This is a genomic window from Streptomyces sp. SDT5-1, from assembly GCF_052245995.1.
Taxonomy (GTDB): domain Bacteria; phylum Actinomycetota; class Actinomycetes; order Streptomycetales; family Streptomycetaceae; genus Streptomyces.
Genome location: NZ_CM125963.1, coordinates 6,360,237 through 6,381,171, shown reverse-complemented (window position 1 = coordinate 6,381,171; position 20,935 = coordinate 6,360,237). Strand labels below are relative to the sequence as shown.

General features: G+C 72.2%; 15 protein-coding genes. 4 read left to right on the top strand and 11 right to left on the bottom strand.

Translation table 11 applies throughout. The features are described from left to right. Positions 1 to 13 precede the first annotated feature (13 nt). Together ACTWJ8_RS29295 and ACTWJ8_RS29290 are read right to left on the bottom strand one after the other, a co-directional pair. Positions 14 to 580: a DUF1697 domain-containing protein gene (locus ACTWJ8_RS29295; RefSeq protein WP_356378704.1), complete on the bottom strand. Its 567-nt coding sequence runs from the start codon at positions 578 to 580 to the stop codon at positions 14 to 16. 74 nt (positions 581 to 654) lie between these two features. After that, positions 655 to 1,860: a S8 family peptidase gene (locus tag ACTWJ8_RS29290; protein WP_356378701.1), complete on the bottom strand. Its 1,206-nt coding sequence runs from the start codon at positions 1,858 to 1,860 to the stop codon at positions 655 to 657. 338 nt (positions 1,861 to 2,198) lie between these two features. Between ACTWJ8_RS29290 and ACTWJ8_RS29285 the strand changes: the two genes are divergently transcribed. Further along, positions 2,199 to 4,475 carry an MMPL family transporter gene (locus ACTWJ8_RS29285; RefSeq protein WP_443260694.1) on the top strand — a complete coding sequence of 759 codons (2,277 nt, stop codon included), beginning with the start codon at positions 2,199 to 2,201 and terminating at the stop codon, positions 4,473 to 4,475. Positions 4,476 to 4,517: 42 nt separating this feature from the next. Here the strand turns inward: ACTWJ8_RS29285 and ACTWJ8_RS29280 are convergent, their stop codons facing one another. The 3 genes from ACTWJ8_RS29280 to erm all read right to left on the bottom strand — a co-directional run bounded on the left by ACTWJ8_RS29280 (position 4,518) and on the right by erm (position 7,844). Next, positions 4,518 to 5,585 (bottom strand): CDP-alcohol phosphatidyltransferase family protein, encoded by a 1,068-nt coding sequence (locus ACTWJ8_RS29280; RefSeq protein WP_443260693.1) that lies wholly within the window; start codon positions 5,583 to 5,585, stop codon positions 4,518 to 4,520. Positions 5,586 to 5,791: 206 nt separating this feature from the next. Beyond that, the gene (gene mgt / locus ACTWJ8_RS29275) at positions 5,792 to 7,012 is read right to left on the bottom strand and encodes a macrolide-inactivating glycosyltransferase (protein ID WP_443260692.1); all 1,221 of its coding nucleotides are present in this window, start codon (positions 7,010 to 7,012) and stop codon (positions 5,792 to 5,794) included. Positions 7,013 to 7,052: 40 nt separating this feature from the next. Continuing rightward, complete coding sequence (gene erm, locus ACTWJ8_RS29270) at positions 7,053 to 7,844, bottom strand: ErmE/ErmH/ErmO/ErmR family 23S rRNA (adenine(2058)-N(6))-methyltransferase (RefSeq protein ID WP_443260691.1); 792 nt, start codon at positions 7,842 to 7,844, stop codon at positions 7,053 to 7,055. A 496-nt stretch (positions 7,845 to 8,340) separates the two neighbouring features. Between erm and ACTWJ8_RS29265 the strand changes: the two genes are divergently transcribed. After that, positions 8,341 to 9,213, top strand: coding sequence for a phosphotransferase enzyme family protein (locus tag ACTWJ8_RS29265; protein WP_356378686.1), 873 nt, complete (start codon positions 8,341 to 8,343; stop codon positions 9,211 to 9,213). A gap of 25 nt (positions 9,214 to 9,238) precedes the next feature. Here ACTWJ8_RS29265 and ACTWJ8_RS29260 read toward each other — a convergent pair whose 3' ends face one another. The 4 genes from ACTWJ8_RS29260 to ACTWJ8_RS29245 form a co-directional block, all read right to left on the bottom strand. After that, the gene (locus tag ACTWJ8_RS29260) at positions 9,239 to 9,964 is read right to left on the bottom strand and encodes a 3'-5' exonuclease (protein WP_443260690.1); all 726 of its coding nucleotides are present in this window, start codon (positions 9,962 to 9,964) and stop codon (positions 9,239 to 9,241) included. A gap of 100 nt (positions 9,965 to 10,064) precedes the next feature. Further along, positions 10,065 to 11,333 (bottom strand): SAV2148 family HEPN domain-containing protein, encoded by a 1,269-nt coding sequence (locus tag ACTWJ8_RS29255; protein ID WP_356378680.1) that lies wholly within the window; start codon positions 11,331 to 11,333, stop codon positions 10,065 to 10,067. Between the two features lie 114 nt (positions 11,334 to 11,447). Beyond that, positions 11,448 to 12,767 (bottom strand): copper amine oxidase, encoded by a 1,320-nt coding sequence (locus tag ACTWJ8_RS29250; RefSeq protein ID WP_356378677.1) that lies wholly within the window; start codon positions 12,765 to 12,767, stop codon positions 11,448 to 11,450. Positions 12,768 to 12,810: 43 nt separating this feature from the next. After that, entirely contained in the window at positions 12,811 to 13,599 is a 789-nt protein-coding gene (locus tag ACTWJ8_RS29245) for a Tat pathway signal sequence domain protein (RefSeq protein ID WP_356378674.1), read from the bottom strand. A gap of 159 nt (positions 13,600 to 13,758) precedes the next feature. On the opposite strand from ACTWJ8_RS29245, the gene glgX reads away from it, so the two are divergent. Then, positions 13,759 to 15,876, top strand: a complete 2,118-nt coding sequence (gene glgX / locus ACTWJ8_RS29240; RefSeq protein WP_356378671.1) for a glycogen debranching protein GlgX — start codon at positions 13,759 to 13,761, stop codon at positions 15,874 to 15,876. On the opposite strand, the gene ACTWJ8_RS29235 is transcribed toward glgX, so the two are convergent. Then, positions 15,851 to 17,119: an MFS transporter gene (locus ACTWJ8_RS29235; protein ID WP_443260689.1), complete on the bottom strand. Its 1,269-nt coding sequence runs from the start codon at positions 17,117 to 17,119 to the stop codon at positions 15,851 to 15,853. The two genes, glgX and ACTWJ8_RS29235, sit on opposite strands and share 26 nt — an antisense overlap. An 81-nt stretch (positions 17,120 to 17,200) precedes the next feature. Here ACTWJ8_RS29235 and treY point away from each other — a divergent pair, with 81 nt between their 5' ends. Then, entirely contained in the window at positions 17,201 to 19,642 is a 2,442-nt protein-coding gene (gene treY / locus ACTWJ8_RS29230) for a malto-oligosyltrehalose synthase (RefSeq protein WP_443260688.1), read from the top strand. Here the strand turns inward: treY and ACTWJ8_RS29225 are convergent. Continuing rightward, on the bottom strand, positions 19,602 to 20,684 hold the full coding sequence (locus ACTWJ8_RS29225; RefSeq protein ID WP_443260687.1) for a cytochrome P450: 1,083 nt from the start codon (positions 20,682 to 20,684) through the stop codon (positions 19,602 to 19,604). The two genes, treY and ACTWJ8_RS29225, sit on opposite strands and share 41 nt — an antisense overlap. Positions 20,685 to 20,935: the final 251 nt, after the last annotated feature.

The following is a 20,935-nucleotide window of genomic DNA, read 5'->3' as shown; positions in this document are numbered from 1 at the left end:
TTCACGGTCGGGCTCACCGTGGGGCCGTGAGCTCCACCAGTTTCGTCACGGTGTTCCAGTTGCGGCTGGTCGCGACGAGCCCCTTGTTGAGGGCCGGGCGGGACAGCGCGGCCCCGAGCTTCGAGACGCCGAGGCCCTGGGGCGCGTAGAGGTAGAGGGCGCGGTCGCCGAGCCGGAAGTCCTCGGGCGCGTACGCGGCGGGGTCGACGGAGGCGAACCGTTCGGCGGTGACGGGTCCGGAGAAGTACGTGACGTGCAGCTGCTTGCCCTCGAGCTCGGCGGCCGGGAAGGGGCAGGCCTCCGCCACCGCCTTGAGATAGGCGTGGCCGCGCACGATGACGTCGACGGGGAAGCCGAACTCGCCCTCGACGGCCTTGCCGATGGCGGCGGCCAGCTGGTCCTCGTCGCCGCCGTCCGGGGCGGTGAAGGCGACGTTGCCGCTCTGGAGGTGGGTGCGTACGTCGCCGAGCCCGAGGGACTCGATCAGTGGCCGCAGCCGCGCCATCGGCACCTTCTTGCTGCCGCCCACGTTGATGCCGCGCAGCAGCGCCGCGTGTCCCTCGGTCGTCGCCTGAGTCATGCGCACACGATAAGGCGGCCGCCGTGCCCCGTGGGGGGTGGGCACGACGGCCGCCGATCATCGAGCCGAAACGATTACTCGACGACCTTCAGGAGCTTGTTGGCGGTGCCGTCCGACGCGTTCTTGATGGCGTCGGGGGTGGCCCCGTCGGTGAGCGCCTTGGCGACGTCGGCCGGGGCCGCGTCCGGGTGCCCCGCGACGTAGACGGCCGCCGCGCCGACGACGTGCGGCGTGGCCATCGACGTACCGGAGATGGTGTTGGTGGCGTCGTCGCCGGTGTTCCAGTCGGACGTGATGTCCGATCCAGGCGCGTAGATGTCGACGACGGAACCGTAGTTGGAGAAGTCCGACTGCTCGTCGTCCTTCGTGGAGGAGGCGACCGTGATGGCCTCCGGGACCCGGGCGGGGCTGGACTGGGAGGCGTCCGTCGACTCGTTGCCCGCCGCCACCGCGTAGGTGACACCGGAGTCGATGGACTTCTTGACCGCCGCGTCGAGCGCCTCGTCCACGCCGCCGCCGAGCGACATGTTGGCGACGGAGGGGCCCTGGTGGTTCTCGGTCACCCAGTCGATGCCCGCGACGACCTGCTCGGTGGTGCCGGAGCCCTGGTCGTCGAGGACGCGGACCGCGACGATCTTCGCCTTCTTGGCGACGCCGTGCGCCTCGCCGGCGATGGTGCCGGCGACGTGCGTGCCGTGCCCGTTGCCGTCGTCGGCGCTGTCGTCGTTGTCGACGGCGTCGAAGCCGTAGGAGGCGCGGCCGCCGAAGTCCTTGTGGCTGATGCGGACACCGGTGTCGATGACGTACGCGGTCGCGCCCTCGCCCGCGCTGTCCGGGTACGTGTACTTGCTGTCGCCCGCGGTCTCCGCCTGGTCGATGCGGTCCAGGCCCCACGACGGCGGGTTGTCCTGGGTGGCGTCGATGTGGAACTTCTTGTTCTGGACGACCTTCGACACGGCGCCGTCGGCCGCGAGGCGCTTGGCCTCGGTGTCCGAGAGGCCGCTCGCCGAGAACCCGTTGACGGCGGAGCTGTAGTTCCGCTTCAGGGTGCCGCCGTACTCCTTGGCCAGGTCCTTCTTGGCGGTGGCGCCCGCCTTCTTGTCGAGCAGCACGATGTAGCTGCCGGCCACGGCGCCCTTGGCGTCCTGGCCGTAGACCTTGCCCTCGGCGGGCGCCGCGGTCGCGGAGAAGCCGCCGAACATGGTGACGCCCACTGCCGTAGCCGCCGTGGCTATCGCCGCGGTGAGCTTCATCGTGCGCGCATGCTGGTTTGTTGCCATGAAGAGGGATCTCCTCAGTGGTGTGGGGGGATTGCCAGCGCCCCAGGACGAACCCTCGCGAAGGTTGTCAAACTCCGGAAGATGTCCGGGGGTTGAGACGAAACCCTGACCGATTGACGCGATCAGATCAAGACCTACATCCACCTGTGACATGGTCAACAAGGTTTCGTAATAACAAATCGGACGGTTCCGGATGTTCATCCCCAGGTGAGTCAACCCCCGATAGATGTAAGGGACTTGCGTCATCCTCCGCGCGGATCCGCATCACCCGCACTTCACCGACCAGCACGACGAACCGGACTTATCCCGCCCATACCTTCGACTTCGGAGGTGACCTGATGGCAGGGAACGGGGAACGGCGGGAGCACCGGGTGCGCGGGGTCGCCGCGCGGGCCGGGGGCTGGAGCGCCCGGCACAGGTGGGCGGCGGTGGGGATCTGGGTGCTCTTCGTCGTGGTGGCGATGGGCCTGGGGTCCGTCGCGGGCCGCGTCGACGTCTCGGACGACGACCAGCTCAAGGGCGAGACCAGCCAGGCCGCCCGCATCATCGACGACGCGGGCGTGGACGAGCCGGCCGGTGAGACGGTGCTCGTGCAGAGCAGGAACGGGGCGCTGCGGGCGACCGCCCCGGAGTTCAGGGCGGCCGTCGCCGACGTGGTGCGGGCCGTCGAGGGCACGGGCGAGGTGACCGCGGTGCGCTCGCCGTACGCCGCCGACACCCGGACGATCTCGAAGGACGGCCGCACCGCGCTCGTCCAGTTCGACATGCGGGGCGACCCCGACACCGCGGCCGACCGGGTCGAACCGGTCCAGAAGGCCGTCGCGGGGGTCGCGGACGACCATGACGCGCTGCGCATCGAGGAGATCGGCGCGGCGAGCATGAACAAGACGTTCGACGACGCGTTCGGCGACGACTTCCAGCGCGCCGAGTACTCGGCGGTGCCGGTGGCGCTCGGCATCCTGCTCATCGCGTTCGGCGCGCTGGTCGCGGCGCTGCTGCCGGTGGCGCTCGCCATCACGGCGATCATGGCGACGATGGGCCTGATGGGCGTCGTCAGCCATCTCCAGCCGATGAGCGAGACGGCGAACTCGGTGATGCTGCTCGTCGGCCTCGCGGTCGGCGTCGACTACTGCCTGTTCTATCTGCGGCGCGAGCGCGAGGAGCGGATGAAGGGGCGCGATCCGCAGACCGCGCTGCGCGTCGCGGCGGCGACCAGCGGCCGGGCGATCATCGTCTCGGGCGTCACGGTGTGCGTGGCGATGGCGGGCATGATGTTCACCGGTCTCGCCGAGTTCCAGGCGATGGGGCTCGCCTCGCTGATGGTGGTCGCCGTCGCGATGGTGGGGTCCGTGACCGTGCTCCCGGCGCTGCTTTCGCTGCTCGGCGAGCGGGTGGAGAAGGGGCGGATCCCGTTCCTGCACCCGACGAAGCGGCGGAACGGGAACGGCGGCACGTCCGGCAGCCGGTTCTGGAGCCGGGTCCTGACCGTGGTGCTCGCGCGGCCCGCCGTCTCCGTCGTCGTCGCGGTCGGCGCGCTGCTCGCGATCGCCGCGCCCGCGCTCGGCATGAAGACGCAGAACCTCACGCTCGACCAGGAGTTCGGCGACTCGCTGCCGATCGTGGCGACGTACGACCGGGTCAACGCGGCGTTCCCCGGCGGCTCCGATCCGGCCGAGGTGGTCGTGAAGGCCGACGACATCAACGCCGCGGACGTGCGCTCGGCGCTCGCCGACTTCCGGGCGCGGGCCGTCAGCTCGGGCGCCTCGCGCGGCCCGGTGGAGGTCACCGTGCACCGCGACGAGAACGTGGCGATCGTCGACGTACCGCTGGTGGGCGGGTCCGATCAGGACAGGGCGGAGAAGAGCCTGGCGCTGCTGCGCGACGAGGTGCGGCCCGACACGCTCGGCGCGGTGGACGGCGTCGAGGCGCCGATCACCGGGCAGGTCGCGGGCTCGAAGGACTTCAACGACCAGATCGTCGGCTCCGTGGTGCCGGTCTTCGCGTTCGTCGTCGTGTTCGCGTTCCTGCTGATGCTGCTGTCGTTCCGCTCGCTGACGGTCGCGATCACGTCGATCGTGCTCAACCTGCTGTCGGTGGGCGCGGCGTACGGGATCCTCGTGGCCGTGTTCCAGCACGGCTGGGGCGCCTCGCTGGTCGGGGCGGAGGGGGTCGGCGCCATCATCACGTGGCTGCCGCTGTTCCTCTTCGTGATCCTGTTCGGCCTGTCGATGGACTACCACGTGTTCGTGGTGTCCCGGATCAAGGAGGCGCGGCTCGCGGGGCGGACGAACGAGGCCGCGATCCGGCACGGCGTCGTCACCACCGCGGGCGTCGTGACCAGCGCCGCCGTCATCATGGTCGCCGTGTTCAGCATCTTCGGGACGCTGTCCATGCAGTCCATGAAACAGATGGGCGTCGGCCTGGCCGCGGCGATCCTGATCGACGCGACCGTCATCCGCGGCGTGCTGCTCCCGGCCGTGATGGCGCTGCTCGGGGAGCGCAACTGGTACCTGCCGACGTGGCTGCGGCGGATGCCCGACCTGACGCACGACGACGAGGCGGGCATCGAGCCCGCCCCGGTGCCGCGCGAGGGCGGCGATCAGGTGCGCGTCTGACGTCGCGCCCCGCGCCCGCCCCTCGGCCTGTCCACCGTCGCGTCACGCGACGGTGGACAGGCCCTTCTCGTTCTCCTCGTAGCGGGGGGCCTGCTCGGCGGCCTCCCGCTCGGCGGCCTCCCGCTCGGCCGCGTCCTTCTCGAAGGCCGCCAGCGTGCGGCCGAAGTCGCGGGTGGAGAGCAGCAGCTTGTAGACGATGGCGAGTTCGAAGACGAGCAGCAGCACACCGGCCGCGACGGTCGCCCCGATCACCTGGTCGAGCAGCGGTCCGACGATGAAGACGGCCATCTGGAACTCGATGCCGCTCACCAGGTGCGTACGGATCCGGTGGCGCAGCAGGAAGGACCGGAAGCGCAGATAGACCGGGAAGCGGCTGCGGAACTCCTGGTGCAGGTCGACGACCTTGGGGCGCGGCGCGGGCTCCTGCGCGGCCTCCGGCTCCGGGGCCGCGTCGTCCTCGGCTGCGGCTTCGGCCGCGGCCTCCGCGGTGGCCGCCCCGTTCAGGTCCTGCTCGATGTCGGCGGACGGGTTGGCCCGCAGCAGGTCCTCCATGAAGGCGACGCGCTCGGCGTTCTGCGCGCGCCGGGCGGCCCGCATGCGGGCCTTGATCTGCTTGCGCATCGTGTGCCGGGTCTTGAAGATCTCCAGCGAGTTGATGTAGCGCAGCCCGTCGAGGAAGACGACGGCGACCGCGAGCCAGACGTAGATCAGATCGCCGGTGCGGTGGAACTGGCCGCCCATCAGGGCGACGGCGCAGGCCATGACGCGGACGCGGTCGAAGATGTAGTCGAGCCAGGCGCCGAACACGGAGCCCTGCCCGGTGAGCCGGGCGACCTTGCCGTCCATGCAGTCGAGCACGAAGCTCAGGTGGTAGATCACGGCTCCGGCGATCAGCCAGCGCCAGTCCCCCATGGCGAAACAGCCGGCCGCGCCGAGCCCCAGGATGAGGGCGCCCCAGGTGATCTGGTTCGGGGTGATGCGGGTCCAGCGCGCCGTCAGTCGTACGAGAGGTGTGGCGAGCGGGTCGACGAGCAGCACGGTCCACCACGCGTCGCGCTTTTTCTGGGTAATGCGCCGCACTTCGGGCAACGACGGTATGTCTCGGGGCATGAGGCGCGCCAGCTTTCTTTGTTCACAAGTAGGTTCACCTCACGGTAAGAATCCGTTCTCGCCAAGTTCAAGAACGGACGAACGCAACCTTTTCCGGGGGGTATCGGTCGTACGTTTCACGCGATTCCTTTTCGTTATCCGCTTCGCACATATTTCTCACGGAACGGCGGAACCGTTCTGTGAGAAATCGCGTCGGAGCCCCTCCGTCACGCCGGCAGTTCCGCCTCGATGAGGTCGGCCGCGCGGCGGGTGCCGCCCTCCCCCGCCATGTCCCGCTGGATCGCGGACAGTCGGCGCGCCACCTCCGGGTCGTCGACGAGCGCGAGGACGGCCTCGCGGAGCGTCGCCGCGGTCGCCTCCGCCATGGGGACGTGCCGGGCGACGCCGAGGCCCTGCAGCATGTCGGCGTTGCCGAACTGGTCGACGGCCTGCGGCACGGCGACCATCGGCGTGGCCGTGGCCAGCCCCTCCTGGCTGCCGCCGGCCCCCGCGTGCGTGATGAAGGCGTCGGCCTTCTTGAGGATCGCGAGCTGCGGCACCCACTGTCGCACCTCTACGTTGCCGGGAACAGGCCCCAGATCCTCGGCGGTGACATGGCGGCCGACCTGGAGCACGACGTGCCAGCCCGGCAGGTCACCGAAGGCCTTCACGCACTCCCGGTAGAAGTCGGGCTGCTTGGTGAACGAGGAGCCGAGCGACACGAGCAGCACGCGCTCGGCGTCGGCGGGACGCTCCCAGTCGCCCTGCGCGGAGCGGTCGCCCTGGCAGGCGCCGACGAAGGTGTTGCGCCGTTCGTCGACGCGGTCGGCGTTCGGCTGGAGCGCCTTCGGAATGAGGACGAGGGTGCGGTCGTAGTTCCCCCAGAATTCGTCGGCGCTCTGCGGATGCCCCGACTCCTTGAGCCAGGCGTCGAATTTCTCGAAGTAGGCCTTGCCGCGCGGCGTTTGCCGGGGCTCCTCCCACATCGGGTCGGCGATCTCCTCCTTGTACCCCTCCCAGGCGACGAGGTTCGGCGAGAGCGTCACCGCGGGCACGCCCCAGCGGTGCGCGAGCACGCCCGCGGGGTACGAGGTGATGTCGTGCAGTACGAGGTCGGGCACGCCCGCGCCGCCCTCCCCCTCGTACGCGTCGATGAGCTGCGGCAGCGCCTGGATCGCGTCGTCCAGGAACGGCTCGACGTTGTCGAGCAGGGTGGTGCCCCACGCCTCCGGGTCGTCGTCGGGGCCGGGGAGCGTGGTGCGGTAGAGGACCGGCTCGGCGCCGGTCTCGGCGATCTTCTCCTCGAACAGGTGCGGGATCGCGTACGTGACGCGGTGCCCACGGGCGACGAGCTCCCGGATCACTTCGAGGCTCGGGTTCACGTGCCCGTGGGCGGCGATGGAGAACATGGCGATGTGGGCACGTTTGCCGTGGTTCGGGTTGGTCATGCCCACACCGTATGCGAGACGAGACGTCTCGTGCAACTGATTATTTCTCGAGAGCCTCCCAGAGCCGCAGCCACTGGCCGGGCGCGGCCTGCCCGACGAGCGCGCCGGACGGGATGCCCGCCGCGCGCAGGGCGGCGTCGACGCGACGGCGCGGGTGGGCGCGGCTCAGCGAGGCGCGCAGGCTGCCGCCGACGCCGGAGAACCCGAGCGTCACGAGCCGTTCGTACGCGCGGTGTTCGGCCCGCGTGATCAGGGGGCGCGTGCGGCGGTCGATGCGGAGGACGCCCGCGTCGACCCGCGGGGCCGGGTGGAAGGCGGTGCGCGGCACCCGGCCGAGCAGCCGCCACTCGACGTACGGCCAGGTCAGGACGGTGAGGCGGGTCCAACTCCCGTAGTCGCCCGTGCGTTTGCGGGCGTACTCGAGCTGAGTGAGGAGGGTGGCGGAGGTGAGCCGGTCCGCGCGCAGGCACCAGTCGACGACGTCGGCCGTGCGCGAGAACGGCACGTTCCCCGCGACGGCGAACGGGGTGCGGGGCGGCCGCGCGGCCAGAAAGTCCGCGTGCCGCACGCGGACGTGGTGCCGCCCGGCGAACCGGCGCCGCAGCCCCTCGACGAGCCGCCCGTCGATCTCGTACGCGACGAGCTCGGGGGCGCGTCGCGCGAGCGGCTCGGTCAAGGCGCCCTTGCCCGCGCCGACTTCGATGAGCAAGGGGGTGGTGGGGTCGAGGTCGGGAACGGCGAGCCGGGCGAAGCGGCGCGCGACGGCGTGATCGGCGAGAAAGTTCTGCGAGAGGGCACGCGAACGCGACGTGCCGGTGGAACGGGCGGCCATGGCCAGCGGTCCTTGTCATCCGTACGGGAAAGGGGCGGATGAGGGCTCCGACCGGGAACCGGGACATCAAGGACGCGGCACCGCGAGGCGGTGTGTGCCGGGAGTGGGCAGGGTCGGGCTCGTCGTCGCTCGGGGAGCGGACGAGGGCGACGGTGCCGGGGGCGGGAACCCACGACCGGCGGCGACGACGTCGTGAGACGGCGTGCCGGGGCGGCGGCCCGAGCCGATCAGGCCGGGTGCCGGTGGTCGCGGTGCGTCGAGGAGGCCGGGGCGGTCAGAGCGCCGGGGCCGTGCGCAGGCGCGTGGCGTGCGCGCAGCCCAGGAAGAGGCGGGTCACCGAGACGGCCATCGTGGCTGCGCTGCACATGACCCTCATGCTGTCCTGGGCCCGCGCCCGGCGTCCACCGGTTTTCCGCTCACCGGCGCGCGGCCCGCCCCCGACCGGGTGCGAGACTGGCCCCGTACCAGGTGGGACGCGGGACGCGGGAGGCGTGGGATGGACGAGGCACGGGCACGGGACGTGCTGGCGCGGGCGGAGGTCGTGGACGGCACGGCGGAACTGCTCGCGCTCGGCGAGAACGCGGTGTTCGCCGCCGGTGACCTCGTCGTGAAGGTCGGCCGCGGCATCGAGCGCGGCGGCGCCGAACTCCTCGACCGCGCCCGCCGCGAGGTCGCCATCGCCTCCTACCTCGCCGAGCACGACGTGCCCGCGGTGCGCGCCGCGAAGGACGAGGTGCTGGTCGTCGACGGGCACCCGGTCACCGTGTGGCACCGCATCCCCGCGGCCGTCCGCCCCGCCGAGCCGCGGGACCTGGCGGAGCTGCTGAAGCGGGTGCACGCCCTGCCCGCTCCGACCGGTCTCGAGCTGCCGCGCCGTGAACTGCTCGGCGGCGTCGAGCGCTGGCTGCGGATCGCGGGCGACGCCATCGACCCGGCCGACGCGGACTATCTGCGGGAGCGGCGGGACGGCTTCGCCGCGGCCGCCGCGGCGCTGACCCCGCACCTTCCGCCGGGACCTATCCACGGCGACGCCCTGCCGCGCAATGTCCACATCGGGCCCGAGGGACCCGTCCTGGTCGATCTCGAGACGTTCTCCTCCGATCTGCGGGAGCACGATCTGGTGGTCATGGCCCTGTCCAGGGACCGGTACGGGCTGCCGGCCGAGGCGTACGACGGCTTCGTGTCCGCGTACGGCTGGGACGTGCGCGAGTGGGAGGGCTGCGCCGTGCTGCGCGGGGCGCGGGAGACGGCGTCCTGCGCGTGGGTGTCGCAGCACGCGCCGTCCAACCCGAAGGCGCTCGCGGAGTTCCGCCGACGGGTCGCCTCGCTGCGGGACGGCGACCCGGAGGTCCGCTGGTACCCGTTCTGACCGGGACCGCCCCGCGCGCGCCGCGTTACGTGGCGGCCGGTGTGTCGAGCACGCGCATCGGCCACACCGTGTCCACGACCGCGTCCGGATTGCCCTTCCTGCGCAGGAAGTTCTGGAAGTCGATCGCCGACTCGGCGTACCACTCGACCTGTCTGCGGTGCAGCTCGGCCGCCCCGAGCTGGGCGACCTTCGCGTGCCGCTCGCCTATCGCGCGGGCGAGCAGCGCCGCGGCCAGCGCGTCCGCCGACGCGTCGTGCGCGGCGTCGAGCGGCACCCCGTACTCGGTGCAGACCGCTTCGAGGTTGCGCTTGCCCCTGCGGTAGCGGTCGACGGTGCGGTCGATCGTGTAGGGGTCGACGACGGGTGCGGGCTCGACGCCCGCGAGGCGCTCGCGCAGCGACGGCAGCCCGTACCGGGCGAGTTCGGCGGAGAGCAGGGTGAGGTCGAACGTCGCGTTGTACGCCACCACCGGGACGCCGGTGCGCCAGTACCCGACGAGCACCTCCGCTATGGCGTCGGCGACCCGGTCGGCCGGCTCGCCCTCGGCCGCCGCCCGCTCGTTCGTGACACCGTGCACCGCGATCGCCTCTTCGGGGATGGGCACGCCCGGGTCGGCGAGCCACTGCCGGTGGCCGAGGACCGCGCCGTCCTTCACCTCTATGACGGCGGCCGTGACGATGCGCGCCTCGCGCGGATCGGTCCCGGTCGTCTCCAGGTCGAAGCCGATCATCAGCTCGCGGTGCCAGCCCATGGCAGCCCCCTTCTCGTGGTGCGTTCCCCCGATGACCAACACCTTCGCACGCCCCACTGACAATCCGGCCGGGCGCCCGTCCCCGCCCCGTTCCCCGCCGTTACGACACGGGGCGGGCGTCCGCCCAGGCCTGCTCGAATTCGTCGCGGTACGTCACGAAAAGGCCGTTCTCCCCCGTCTCCGCCGACGCACCCGCCTTCACCACGCGGCCCCCGCCGCGCAGCACGAGGACCGGCGCCTCCATCCCCCGCGTCCTGCGCAGATACGACTGGACGACGGCGATGCCGTCCGAGCCGTCGCCGTCGACGAGGTACGCGGTGAAGCGCGGGGTCTCGTCGAAGACCCGGATCTCGAACGCGCCGGGATCCCTGAGGCGGGCCCGCACGCGGCGCATGTGGAGGATGTTCATCTCGACGGAGCGGCTCAGTTCGCCCCGTTTGAGTCCGAGCTCCCGTTCGCGCCTTTTGACCGCGCTGGACGCGGGGTTGAGGAACAGGAGCCGTATCCGCGACCCGGTCTCGGCGAGGCGGACCAGGCGGCGGCCGGAGAAGTTCTGCGTGAGCAGGTTGAGGCCTATGCCGATGGCGTCGAGGCGGCGCGCCCCGCCGAAGAGGTCCTCTGCCGGGAACTGGCGCAGCAGCCTGACCCGGTCCGAGTGCACGCCCACGACGTCCGCGTACCGGTCGCCGACCAGGTCCTCGACGGCGTCGACGGGCAGCCTGCGGGCCGACGGCACGTCGGAGCCGGCGCCGAGTATGTCCAGGAGCCGGGCGGAGGCGCGCTCGGCCTGCGCGAGGACCGCCTCCGAGAGCGCGCGGTTACGGGAGACGACGTTGCGCGTGACCTCCAGCTCGTCGAGGGCCAGCTCCACGTCGCGGCGGTCGTCGAAGTACGGCTCGAAGCACGGCCAGTGCTGCACCATCAGCTCGCGCAGCTGCGGCAGGGTGAGGAACGACAGCACGTTGTCGTCGGCCGGGTCGAGGAGATAGCCCTTGCGACGGCTGACCTCGCGCACGGCGACGGCCCGCTGCACCCACTCCTGGCCCGCGGGTCCCGCCGCCGCGACCACCCAGTCCTCGCCGTGCACGGGCGCGTAGACGGGGCGGAGCACGGCGGCGACGACGGCGCGCAGCCGCTGCTCCACCAGGTTCAGCCAGATGTAGGCACGCCCGGCGCGCTGCGCGCGCGTACGGACCTCGCTCCAGGCGTCGGCGCCCCAGTCCAGCTCCGGTCCGATCTGGGACGCCACGTCCATGGGCCTGGCCAGCGACACGGCTCCGGGCGGGATGTCCGTGGAGGCTGTCTCCTGGCTGTCCTGGCCCTCGTGACCGTCGTCACCAGGGGGCAGCTCCAGCCCTCCCGAGCTCACCCGCTCCGCACCGCCTTCCGCCCCCCGAGCCTGTCGAACACTTCCCCCAGCAACGATCAAGGAAGGGTACTCCGGGAGCGGGTGGCGATGCAGCCGGATGCGGCCGCCGGTTTCTCAACTGCCGTTTCGGGGAACGCCGTTCTGCCCCTCCAGGTCGGCCGGAGTGAGCGGATTCATAGCGGTCACGTCCCTGGGGGCCAGCGAAAAGCCCTGCCAGTGCACCGGCATGGGCTGCTGGTCCTCATCCCGGGCGATGTGGTGGAACCCGATGTTGACCCAGGTGATCGGGTGCTTGAGCGTCTGCCCGTTCACCCACTTGTTCACGCTGGTGCCCCCGCAGTTCGCCGCCGGGTTGTCGCTCGCGTACTGCTCGCACTTCTTGTACTCGGTGAAGTACACGTCGTGCTTGGTGAAGGCGCGGCCGGGGAAGCGGTTGGAGCGGCCCGGCACGAACTCGTACGACCTGGGGTGGCCGTCCTTGTTCTTGCCCGCGGTGGAGACGACGCGCCACCACCGCATGTCCTTCACGTCGCCCGCGAGTTCCTTGGTGACGGGGGTGCGGGTCGTCTTCGTGGTGGGCGAGCCGTCGCCGGCCGGCGGGGTCACCTTGGAGTCGTACTGCTCGACCTTGGCCTTGGGCGAGCCGTCCAGGCCGAAGTTGAGCCGCCAGAAGACGTTGTGGCTGTGGCTCTCGGCGTAGGCGGTGGCGCCCTTGCCGATGGGCCAGCCCTTGCCGTCGGTGCCGTCGTAGTCGTACGGGGAGAGGCTGCCGGTGGCGCCGACGTTGGAGGTGATGGTGCCGTCGGAGGTGAAGCGCCACTCGGTGATGTACTCGTACCAGGACGCCTTGTTGACCGTGTAGACGAGCAGGTCCTTGCCCTGGGCGCTGTAGACCTTGCCGCTGCCGCCGGTCGAGTAGTCGTCGCTGAGCCGGTACGCGTGCCCGCGCGCACGCGTGGTGGTGCACAGCCCCTTCACGTTGCCCATGTCGGGGACCTTGACGGTCTTGATGGTGCCGCCGGGGCACTCGTTCGGCTTCAGGTTCTGGAGGGCCTGCCCGAAGTCGGTGCCGGTGACGTCGTCGTACTCGGCCTCGCCGTCGTCGTACGGGACGTGGACCTGCGCGAGGCGGGCGCTGGTGAGGACGCGGATGGGCTGTGCCTCGCCCTTGGGCTGGTAGCTGACGTCGTCGAGGACGAGCCCGGACAGCGTGTTGTAGTGCCAGCACATGCGCCAGGTGGTGCCGCCGTCGAGGGTCTGCTCGATGCGGTACGCGTCCGAGCAGTCGGGCGCGGCGGCGGCGGGCGCCTCGGGAGGGGCCGCGGTGGCGGCGGGGGCGGTGGCGAAGAGGCCGGCGACGAGCGCGGTGACCGCGAGGCCCGTGGCCGCGACGGCGGGCCTTCTGCGGGCGCGCGGAACTCTGTTGACGTGCATGCGTGAGGACTCCTTCGTGGAGGAGGTTGCGGTGGCGGCGGGGCTAGCGGCCGAGGCGGGCGACGCTGCGGTCGCTCAGGTCGACGACGAGGGCGCGGGTGTCGATCCACGGCCCGTTCACGACCTTGGTGATGACGCGCAGGCAGCGGTGCTCTCCGCATGCCTTCAGGTCGGCCGGCACGTTCGCGACGGTCTTCTTGCGGAACACCATGCCGCTCAACTGAAGCTGGTCGGGCTTCGTGAGCTCCTTGCCGGTGGCGTCCTTGTAGTCGCCCTTGAGGTCCTTGCCGAGCGGGTCGGCGATCAGCAGCCGGGCGCCCTCGGCGAGCTCCTCCTGGCTGGGCGGCGGCTGCACGCCCTCGTCGGTCCTGGTGTCCTCGACCCTCCCCGTGTCGAGGTTGACCGTCTTGGTGACGACGGAGTCCGCCTTGTAGTCGTAGTACACGACGTCGGCGCGGCGCTGCTCGGCGGCGGCGCCGGTGAGGCCGGGGTCGACCTCCGTGAGGTTCGTCGACAGGTGCTGGGGGCCGCGGTCGCCCTCCACGTCCCGCGCGCTCGCCCGCAGTCCGCTGGTGTTCTCCGCGAGCTTCTCGGCCCGCTCCGTCTCGGCCTCGGTCAGCGGGTCGCGGCCGACGCCCTTCGCCCGGTCCGCGGGGGCCGGCTCGACGGTTCCCTCCGGGGCCACGGCGTCGCGCTGCGCCGCCCCCGCCCTGCCTATGTCGTCCCCGCCGTCCCCCGGCAGGGCCGTCCCGACAGCGACGGCGCCGCCCGCGACCGCGAGCGCCACCACCGCCATCAGCTTCCCGAGATGGCGTCTTGCAGTAGTGCGCACATCTTCCCCCAACTCTCCCGGCGGGCCCGGTCGAGGACCGCCGGTCCGACATGGTCGACGTGTTAGAGCCTTCCAACTCCCGTGTGGTTGCCTCACTTTCGGGCAGAGACTGTGGGATGTCGCTCGGGTCCCCGGGCCGGAAGTGAAAAGGTCGTCAGCATGCAGGTCTGGCCTGGACAGGCGTATCCGCTGGGTGCCTCGTACGACGGCGCCGGAACGAACTTCGCGGTCTTCTCGGAGGCCGCCGACCGAATCGAGCTGTGTCTGCTGCACGACGACGGCTCCGAGACCGCGGTGGAGCTGCGGGAGGCCGATGCCTTCGTGCGGCACGCGTATCTGCCGGGGATCATGCCGGGGCAGCGCTACGGGTACCGGGTGCACGGCCCGTACGACCCCGCGCGCGGGCTGCGCTGCAACTCGGCGAAGCTGCTGCTCGACCCGTACGCGCGCGCGATCAGCGGGCGGATCGACTGGGACGAGGCGGTGTACGGCTACCCGTTCGACGCCCCGGACGAGCGGAACGATCTCGACTCGGCGCCGCACACGATGGCGTCGGTGGTGGTCAACCCGTACTTCGACTGGGGCGACGACCGGCTGCCGCGCACCGAGTACCACGAGACGGTGATCTACGAGGCCCATGTGAAGGGCCTGACGATGCGGCATCCGGCGCTTCCGGACGAGCTGCGCGGCACGTACGCGGCGCTGGCCCACCCGGCGATCATCGACCACCTCACCGAACTGGGAGTGACCGCGCTCGAGTTGATGCCGGTGCACCAGTTCGTGAACGACCACCGGCTGGTCGAGATGGGCCTGAACAACTACTGGGGCTACAACACGATCGGCTTCTTCGCCCCGCACAACACGTACGCGTCGTGGGGCGACCGCGGCGAGCAGGTCCTGGAGTTCAAGTCGGCGGTACGGGCCCTGCACCAGGCCGGAATCGAAGTCATTCTGGACGTCGTCTACAACCACACGGCCGAGGGGAACCACCTCGGTCCGACGCTGTCCTTCAAGGGGCTCGACAACCCGTCGTACTACCGGCTGACCGATGATCCGCGCTACTACATGGACACCACGGGGACCGGCAATTCGCTGCTGATGCGGTCCCCGCACGTGCTCCAGATGATCATGGATTCGCTGCGCTACTGGGTCGAGGAGATGCACGTCGACGGGTTCCGCTTCGACCTCGCCGCCACGCTCGCGCGGCAGTTCCACGAGGTGGACCGGCTGTCGTCGTTCTTCGACCTGGTGCAGCAGGACCCGGTGGTGTCGCGGGTGAAGCTGATCGCGGAGCCCTGGGACGTCGGTGAGGGCGGCTACCAGGTGGGCAATTTCCCGCCCCTGTGGACCGAGTGGAACGGCAAGTACCGCGACACCGTGCGCGACCTGTGGCGCGGCGAACCGCGCACGCTCGCCGAGTTCGCGGGCCGGCTGACCGGCTCGTCCGACCTCTACCAGGACGACGGGCGCCGCCCCTTGGCGTCCATCAACTTCGTGACCTGCCACGACGGTTTCACCCTGCGCGACCTGGTGTCGTACAACGACAAGCACAACGACGCCAACGGCGAGGGCAACCGGGACGGCGAGAGCCACAACCGGTCGTGGAACTGCGGCGCGGAGGGCGAGACGGACGACGCGGCGGTGCTCGACCTACGAGGCCGTCAGATGCGCAACTTCGTCGCCACGCTGATGTTGTCGCAGGGTGTACCGATGCTCAGCCACGGCGACGAGTTCGGGCGCACCCAGGAGGGCAACAACAACGCGTACTGCCAGGACAACGAGTTGTCGTGGGTGCGCTGGGCCGATCCGGACGGCGCGCCCGATCCGTTCCTGGAGTTCACGCGCGCGATGGTGCGGCTTCGCCGCGACCATCCGGTGTTCCGCAGGCGTCGTTTCTTCCACGGCCGCCCGGTGGAGGGCACGCACGACGACCTGTCGGACATCGCGTGGTTCACGCCCGAGGGCGAGGAGATGACGCAGCGGGACTGGGGCGCGGCGCAGGCGCGCTCCCTTTCGGTGTTCCTCAACGGCAACGCGATCTCGGAGCCCGGCGCGCGCGGCGAGCGCATCCAGGACGACTCGTTCCTGCTGCTGTTCAACGCGTCGCCCGAGCCGACGGAGTTCGTGGTCCCCGTCGACCACGGCCGTCAGTGGCAGGCGGTCGTGGACACGGCGCAGCCGGCCGGGCTCGCTCCGGGCGAGGGCCTGAAGGTGCAGGCGGGCGACCGGATCTCGGTCGAGGGCCGCAGCCTCACGGTGCTGCAACGGCCGGCGTAGCCGCCTCTCCCGGGGCGCTCAGGGGCCGTACGCGCAGCGCGACGAGGAAGGCGAGGGCGGCGGCCAGGCTGCCCACCGCGAAGGCCGCCACGGCCCCGTGGGACTGCGCGAGACGGCCCGCGACGGCGAGCGTGACGGCCTGCCCGCCGACAAAGGCGCTGACGGCCACGGTCATGCCCTCGCCGAGCCGTTCGCGCGGCACGGCCTGCTCGGTGAGCCCGAAGCCGGTGATCAGGTTGGGGGCGAACAGGGCGCCGAAGACGGTCACGGCGACGTAGAGGAGCGGCATGTCGTCCGTGACAAGGAGCGGCAACGAGAGGACGGCGGCGGCCGCCGTGGCGACGCGCCAGCGGGCCCGCAGCGTGAACCGGGCGGGCACCGCCGCCATGGACAGGCCGACGACGGCGCTCATGACGCCCATCGCGGCGTAGACGAGCCCCGCCTGGTCGCCGTGGCCCAGCTCGTCGGTCAGCGCGGTGATCCCGGCGCCGCAGCCGCCGAGCAGGATGCCGAGGAGGACGAGCCCGGCGCGCACTATGTGGACCTGGCGGGGCAGCCGGGGCCTGTCGGCACGCGCGCGTGGTCGGGTGCCGGCGGGCGCGGGCGGTACGGCCGTGGCGGTCGGGTGCAGCGCGAACGCGGTGCCGCAGGCGGCGACGAGGAGCGCCGCCGCGCCGAACGCGTAGGCGGGGTGGGCCACCACGGAGGCGATGCCGATGAGGGCGGGGCCGAGGACGAAGCTGAGCTCGTCCATGGTCGACTCCAGCGACAGCACGGCGTTCACGACCCGCTCGTCGGCTTCGCCCCCTTCGCGGCGCACGAGGGCGACCCCGCGGGCGCGCGCGAGCGGCCCGATGCCGGGCACGGTGGCGCCCGCGAGGACGCCGAGGGCGATCAGGGCGGCCGTCGGGAGCCCGGCCAGCGCGCCGAGCGTGTAGGCGGCGATCGCGAGCCCGTTGAGCAGCGCGAAGGCGAGGACGACGGGCCGCTGGCCCCGCCGGTCCGCGAGCCGCCCGACGAAGGGCCCCATGGCCACCTGGCCGAGCGCGAGGCCGCAGGCGACGACGCCCCCGGTGGCGAGGGAGCCGCTGGTACGGGTCACCAGGAGGACGCTGCCGAACTGGATCACCGCGACCGGCAGCCGCCCGAGGAACGACACGACGGGCAGCGCCCGCCCGGTCGCCGCGAGCACCCTGCGGTACGAGTCGAGCGTTCCCTCGGCCTTGTTGGATGTACCAGGCATCTTCCGACGTTAACGAGGCACGCGCGCGTGCACGCATGCGCCGATGACACGAAAGGCGGCGGTGCGGGTACGTAGGTTCGCATGACGTCTCCGCACCCGTCGCCGCGCGCGACGCCGACCGCCACCTACCGGATCCAGCTGCAACCCGGCTTCGGGTTCGCCGACGCGGCGGCGGCCGTGCCCCGGCTGGCCTCCCTGGGGGTCTCCCATCTGCATCTGTCGCCGATCCTCGAGGCGGTGCCGGGGTCGACGCACGGCTACGACGTGGTGGACCACGCGCGCGTGCGCGCCGAGCTGGGCGGGGAGGAGGGGCTGCGGGAGCTCGCCCGGACGGCCCACGCGCACGGTCTCGGCCTGATCGTGGACCTGGTGCCCAACCATATGGCGGCGTCCGTGTCGCACAACCGGGTGCTCTACGAGGTGCTGCGCGAGGGCCCCACGTCGCCGTACGCGCGCTGGTTCGACATCGACTGGGCGGCGCACGGCGGGCGGCTGCTGCTGCCGGTGCTCGGCGGGCCGGTGGGCGCGGAGCTGGAGCACCTGTCGGTGGACGGCGACGTACTGCGCTACTACGAGCACGCGTTCCCGCTGCGGGAGGGCACCGCCTCGCTGCCGCTGCCGGAACTCCTGGAGGCCCAGTGGTACCGGCTCTGCTGGTGGCGTCTCGCCCGCACCGAGCTGAACTACCGGCGCTTCTTCACGATCTCGGACCTGATCGCCGTGCGCGTGAAGGACCCGGAGGTCTTCGCGGCGACGCACGACACCGTGCTCGGGCTGCTGCGCGAGGGCGTGGTCGACGGGCTGCGGATCGACCACCCCGACGGGCTCGCCGACCCGGGCGGCTATCTGCGGCGGCTCAGCGAGGCGAGCGGCGGCCGGTGGACCGTCGTCGAGAAGATCCTCCAGGACGACGAGCGGCTGCCGGCCGCGTGGCCCGTCGCCGGCACGACCGGGTACGACGCGCTGCGGCACGTCGACGGCCTGTTGACGGATCCGGCGGGCGCCGAACAACTCCTGGGCTCCTTCCGGCGGTTCACCGGAGCGGCGGACGACAGGGGCGGCCAGTGGGAGGCGACGGCGCGGCAGGCCGCGCGGCGGGTCGTCTCGCACGATCTGGCGGCCGAGGTGGACCGCCTGACCCGCGAGGCGCAGGCGCTGTGCGCGGCCGATCCACTGACGCGCGATCACGCGCCCTGGGCGCTGCGTACGGCCCTGTGCGAGCTGCTGGTGCGGGTTCCTGTGTACCGGCCCTACGCGCGCGGTGGCGACGCCCCTGAGACGGTTCTGACGGCATCGGCGGCCGACGAGGCGCGGGCCGCGTTCGCGGTGCCCGAAGAGGCGGCCGCGGTCGACACGGTGCGGGAGCTCGCGCTCGGGCGCCGCGAAGGGAGCGCGGGGTTCTTCGCCCGGTTCGCGCAGACCGCGTCGGCGCTGCACGCCAAGTCGGTGGAGGACACCGCCTTCTACCGGTTCACGCCGCTGCTCTCGGCGCTGGAGGTGGGCGGCTCGCCGGGCGAGCCCGCCGTGTCGCCCGAGGCGTTCCACGCGTACTGCGCGCGCATCGCGCGCGACTGGCCCGGCACGTCCACGGTGCTCTCGACGCACGACACCAAGCGCAGCGCCGACGTCCGCGCCGGGATCTCCGTGCTCACGCAGTGCCCCGAGGAGTGGGAGGCGCTGCTCACCCGGATCGCCGGGCCGACCGCGCGCGGCGGCGATGCCGACGCCCCCGGCCCCCAACTGGCGTGGGCCGCCTGGCAGACGGTGGCCGGGCTCGGCCCCGCGGAGCCCGAACGCGTCCAGCAGGCGATGCTCAAGCACGCGCGCGAGGCGGGCCTGTTCACGACGTGGACGGAGCAGGACGCGGACTACGAGCGGGCGGTGGCGGACTTCGTGGCGGCGGGGCCGTGCGGTCCACCGGGCGATGAAGTGCTGCGCTTCATGGACGCCTTGGAGCCGCACGTGCGGGCGAACATCTGGGGCGGCGCCCTCGTCCACCTCACGATGCCGGGCGTGCCGGACGTCTACCAGGGGACCGAGCACGAGTACCGGGCCCTGGTGGACCCGGACAACCGGGCGCCCCTGCGGATCGCGAAGAGCGCTTCGGACGACAAGAAGAGTGCTTCTGACGACAAGGAGAGCATCAAGGAAGCGCTCACCCGGACGGCGCTGCGCCTGCGCCGCGCGCGGCCCGAATGGTTCGGCGGGGCCGCCGCCTACGAGCCGCTCGCCGCCCGCGGCCCCGCCGCGGCGCACTGCCTCGCGTACGCCCGCGCGGGCCGTGTCGTCGTCGCGGTGACCCGTCTGTCGCTGCGGCTCGCGGACGCCGGGGGCTGGCGGGACACCGAACTGCCGCTCCCCGAGGGCGAGTGGGCGGACCTGCTCGCCCCGAAGCACCGCTTCAGCGGCCACGCGCGCGTGGCGGAGCTTTTCGAGCGGCTTCCGGTCGCCCTCCTCGTGCGCGCCGACGACGTGCCGGCGCTCACCCCAGACGTACCCGAAGGGCAGCCGGAGAACGGGTGAGCAGGCCCGTGCCGACGGGCCTGAAGCCCGGGGCCCAGGTCATCGCGGGCAGCTCCGTCAGCAGGGCGCGCAGTCCCGCGTCGGCGGTGAGGCGGGCGAGCCGGGCGCCGGGGCAGCGGTGCCGCCCCGCGCCGAAGGCGAGCCCTCCGGGGTCCGTGCGGAACAGGTCGTAGCGGTCCGGGTCGGGGAACCGGTCGGGGTCCCGGCCCGCCGCGCCCATCAGGCAGGCGACCGTGGCGCCCGCCGGTATCGTGCCGCCGCTCACCCGCACCGGTTCCGTGGCGCGGCGCAGGACGATGTGGGCGGCGGGGTCGCGGCGCAGCGACTCGGCCCAGGCGGCGTCGGCGAGTTCGGGTCCGGCCCGTACGAGCGCCAGTTGCTCGGGGTGGTCGAGGAGGTTGGCGAGGAGCGCGGCGAGTGCCCTGCCGGTGGTGTGGCCGCCGGCGCCGAGGAACGTCGCGGCGAGCCCGCACACCGTCTCGTCGGACAGCGGCCTCCCGTCGGTCCGCGCGGCGCACAGGGCGCCCAGGAGGTCGTCCGTGGGGTGGGCGCGGCGGCGGACGATGTGCGGGCGCAGGAAAACGTCCAGGGCCTCGGGGGCACCGCCCAGGTGGGTGAGGCCCGCGCGGCACAGGGCGGCGACGTGCGCGGTGCCCTCGTAGGGCAGGCCGAGCGCGCGGACGACGGCTACGGCGGGCAGCCAGTGGCAGAACTCCTCGACGAGGTCGGCCTCGTCGCGGCGGGCGATGCGGCGCGCGAGCACGTAGGCGGTGCGTTCGACGCCCGCTTTCAAGGCGTCGAGCGCGCGTTCCTGGAGGGCCGGTGCGAGGAGCGCGCGGTGGGCCGTGTGCGTGGCCGATTCCAGATGGGTCAGGGTGCGGCCGGGCGGCGGGGCCACCAGGCGGGGATCGGCGAGCGCCGCGCCGACGTCGGCGTAGCGACTGAGCAGCCACGCGCCGAACGGCTCGTCGTGGTGCAGCGGATGCCTGGCCCGCAGCGTGCGGTACAGGGGGAACGGGTCGTCGACGATCCCGGGCGCCACGAGGCTCGGGACCTGCGTCGCGGCCCCCGCGCGCGGGTAGGACCCGGGTGCGTCGGGATACGAGACCGGTCCGGAAGGGCACAGCACCGCGGGACTCCACTCTGTACCGGTGCGCGCACCGGTCGCTGCGCGCGGCTCCTCCCAGCGCACCACCGGGATCCACTGCACGCAGTCTTCGATCCGCCGTCCGAGTGACAGCGGTGACCGGGCGTGACGCACGGGTCTGACCTGCGCGGGGTCGCGGTGGCGCG

Excerpts from the sequence above, each read along its gene's own strand:
- ACTWJ8_RS29295 (WP_356378704.1), bottom strand. The coding sequence starts at position 580 with ATGACTCAGGCGACGACCGAGGGACACGCGGCGCTGCTGCGCGGCATC.
- ACTWJ8_RS29290 (WP_356378701.1), bottom strand. The coding sequence starts at position 1,860 with ATGGCAACAAACCAGCATGCGCGCACGATGAAGCTCACCGCGGCGATA.
- ACTWJ8_RS29285 (WP_443260694.1), top strand. The coding sequence starts at position 2,199 with ATGGCAGGGAACGGGGAACGGCGGGAGCACCGGGTGCGCGGGGTCGCC.
- ACTWJ8_RS29280 (WP_443260693.1), bottom strand. The coding sequence starts at position 5,585 with ATGCCCCGAGACATACCGTCGTTGCCCGAAGTGCGGCGCATTACCCAG.
- mgt (WP_443260692.1), bottom strand. The coding sequence starts at position 7,012 with ATGACCAACCCGAACCACGGCAAACGTGCCCACATCGCCATGTTCTCC.
- erm (WP_443260691.1), bottom strand. The coding sequence starts at position 7,844 with ATGGCCGCCCGTTCCACCGGCACGTCGCGTTCGCGTGCCCTCTCGCAG.
- ACTWJ8_RS29265 (WP_356378686.1), top strand. The coding sequence starts at position 8,341 with ATGGACGAGGCACGGGCACGGGACGTGCTGGCGCGGGCGGAGGTCGTG.
- ACTWJ8_RS29260 (WP_443260690.1), bottom strand. The coding sequence starts at position 9,964 with ATGGGCTGGCACCGCGAGCTGATGATCGGCTTCGACCTGGAGACGACC.
- ACTWJ8_RS29250 (WP_356378677.1), bottom strand. The coding sequence starts at position 12,767 with ATGCACGTCAACAGAGTTCCGCGCGCCCGCAGAAGGCCCGCCGTCGCG.
- glgX (WP_356378671.1), top strand. The coding sequence starts at position 13,759 with ATGCAGGTCTGGCCTGGACAGGCGTATCCGCTGGGTGCCTCGTACGAC.
- ACTWJ8_RS29235 (WP_443260689.1), bottom strand. The coding sequence starts at position 17,119 with ATGCCTGGTACATCCAACAAGGCCGAGGGAACGCTCGACTCGTACCGC.
- treY (WP_443260688.1), top strand. The coding sequence starts at position 17,201 with ATGACGTCTCCGCACCCGTCGCCGCGCGCGACGCCGACCGCCACCTAC.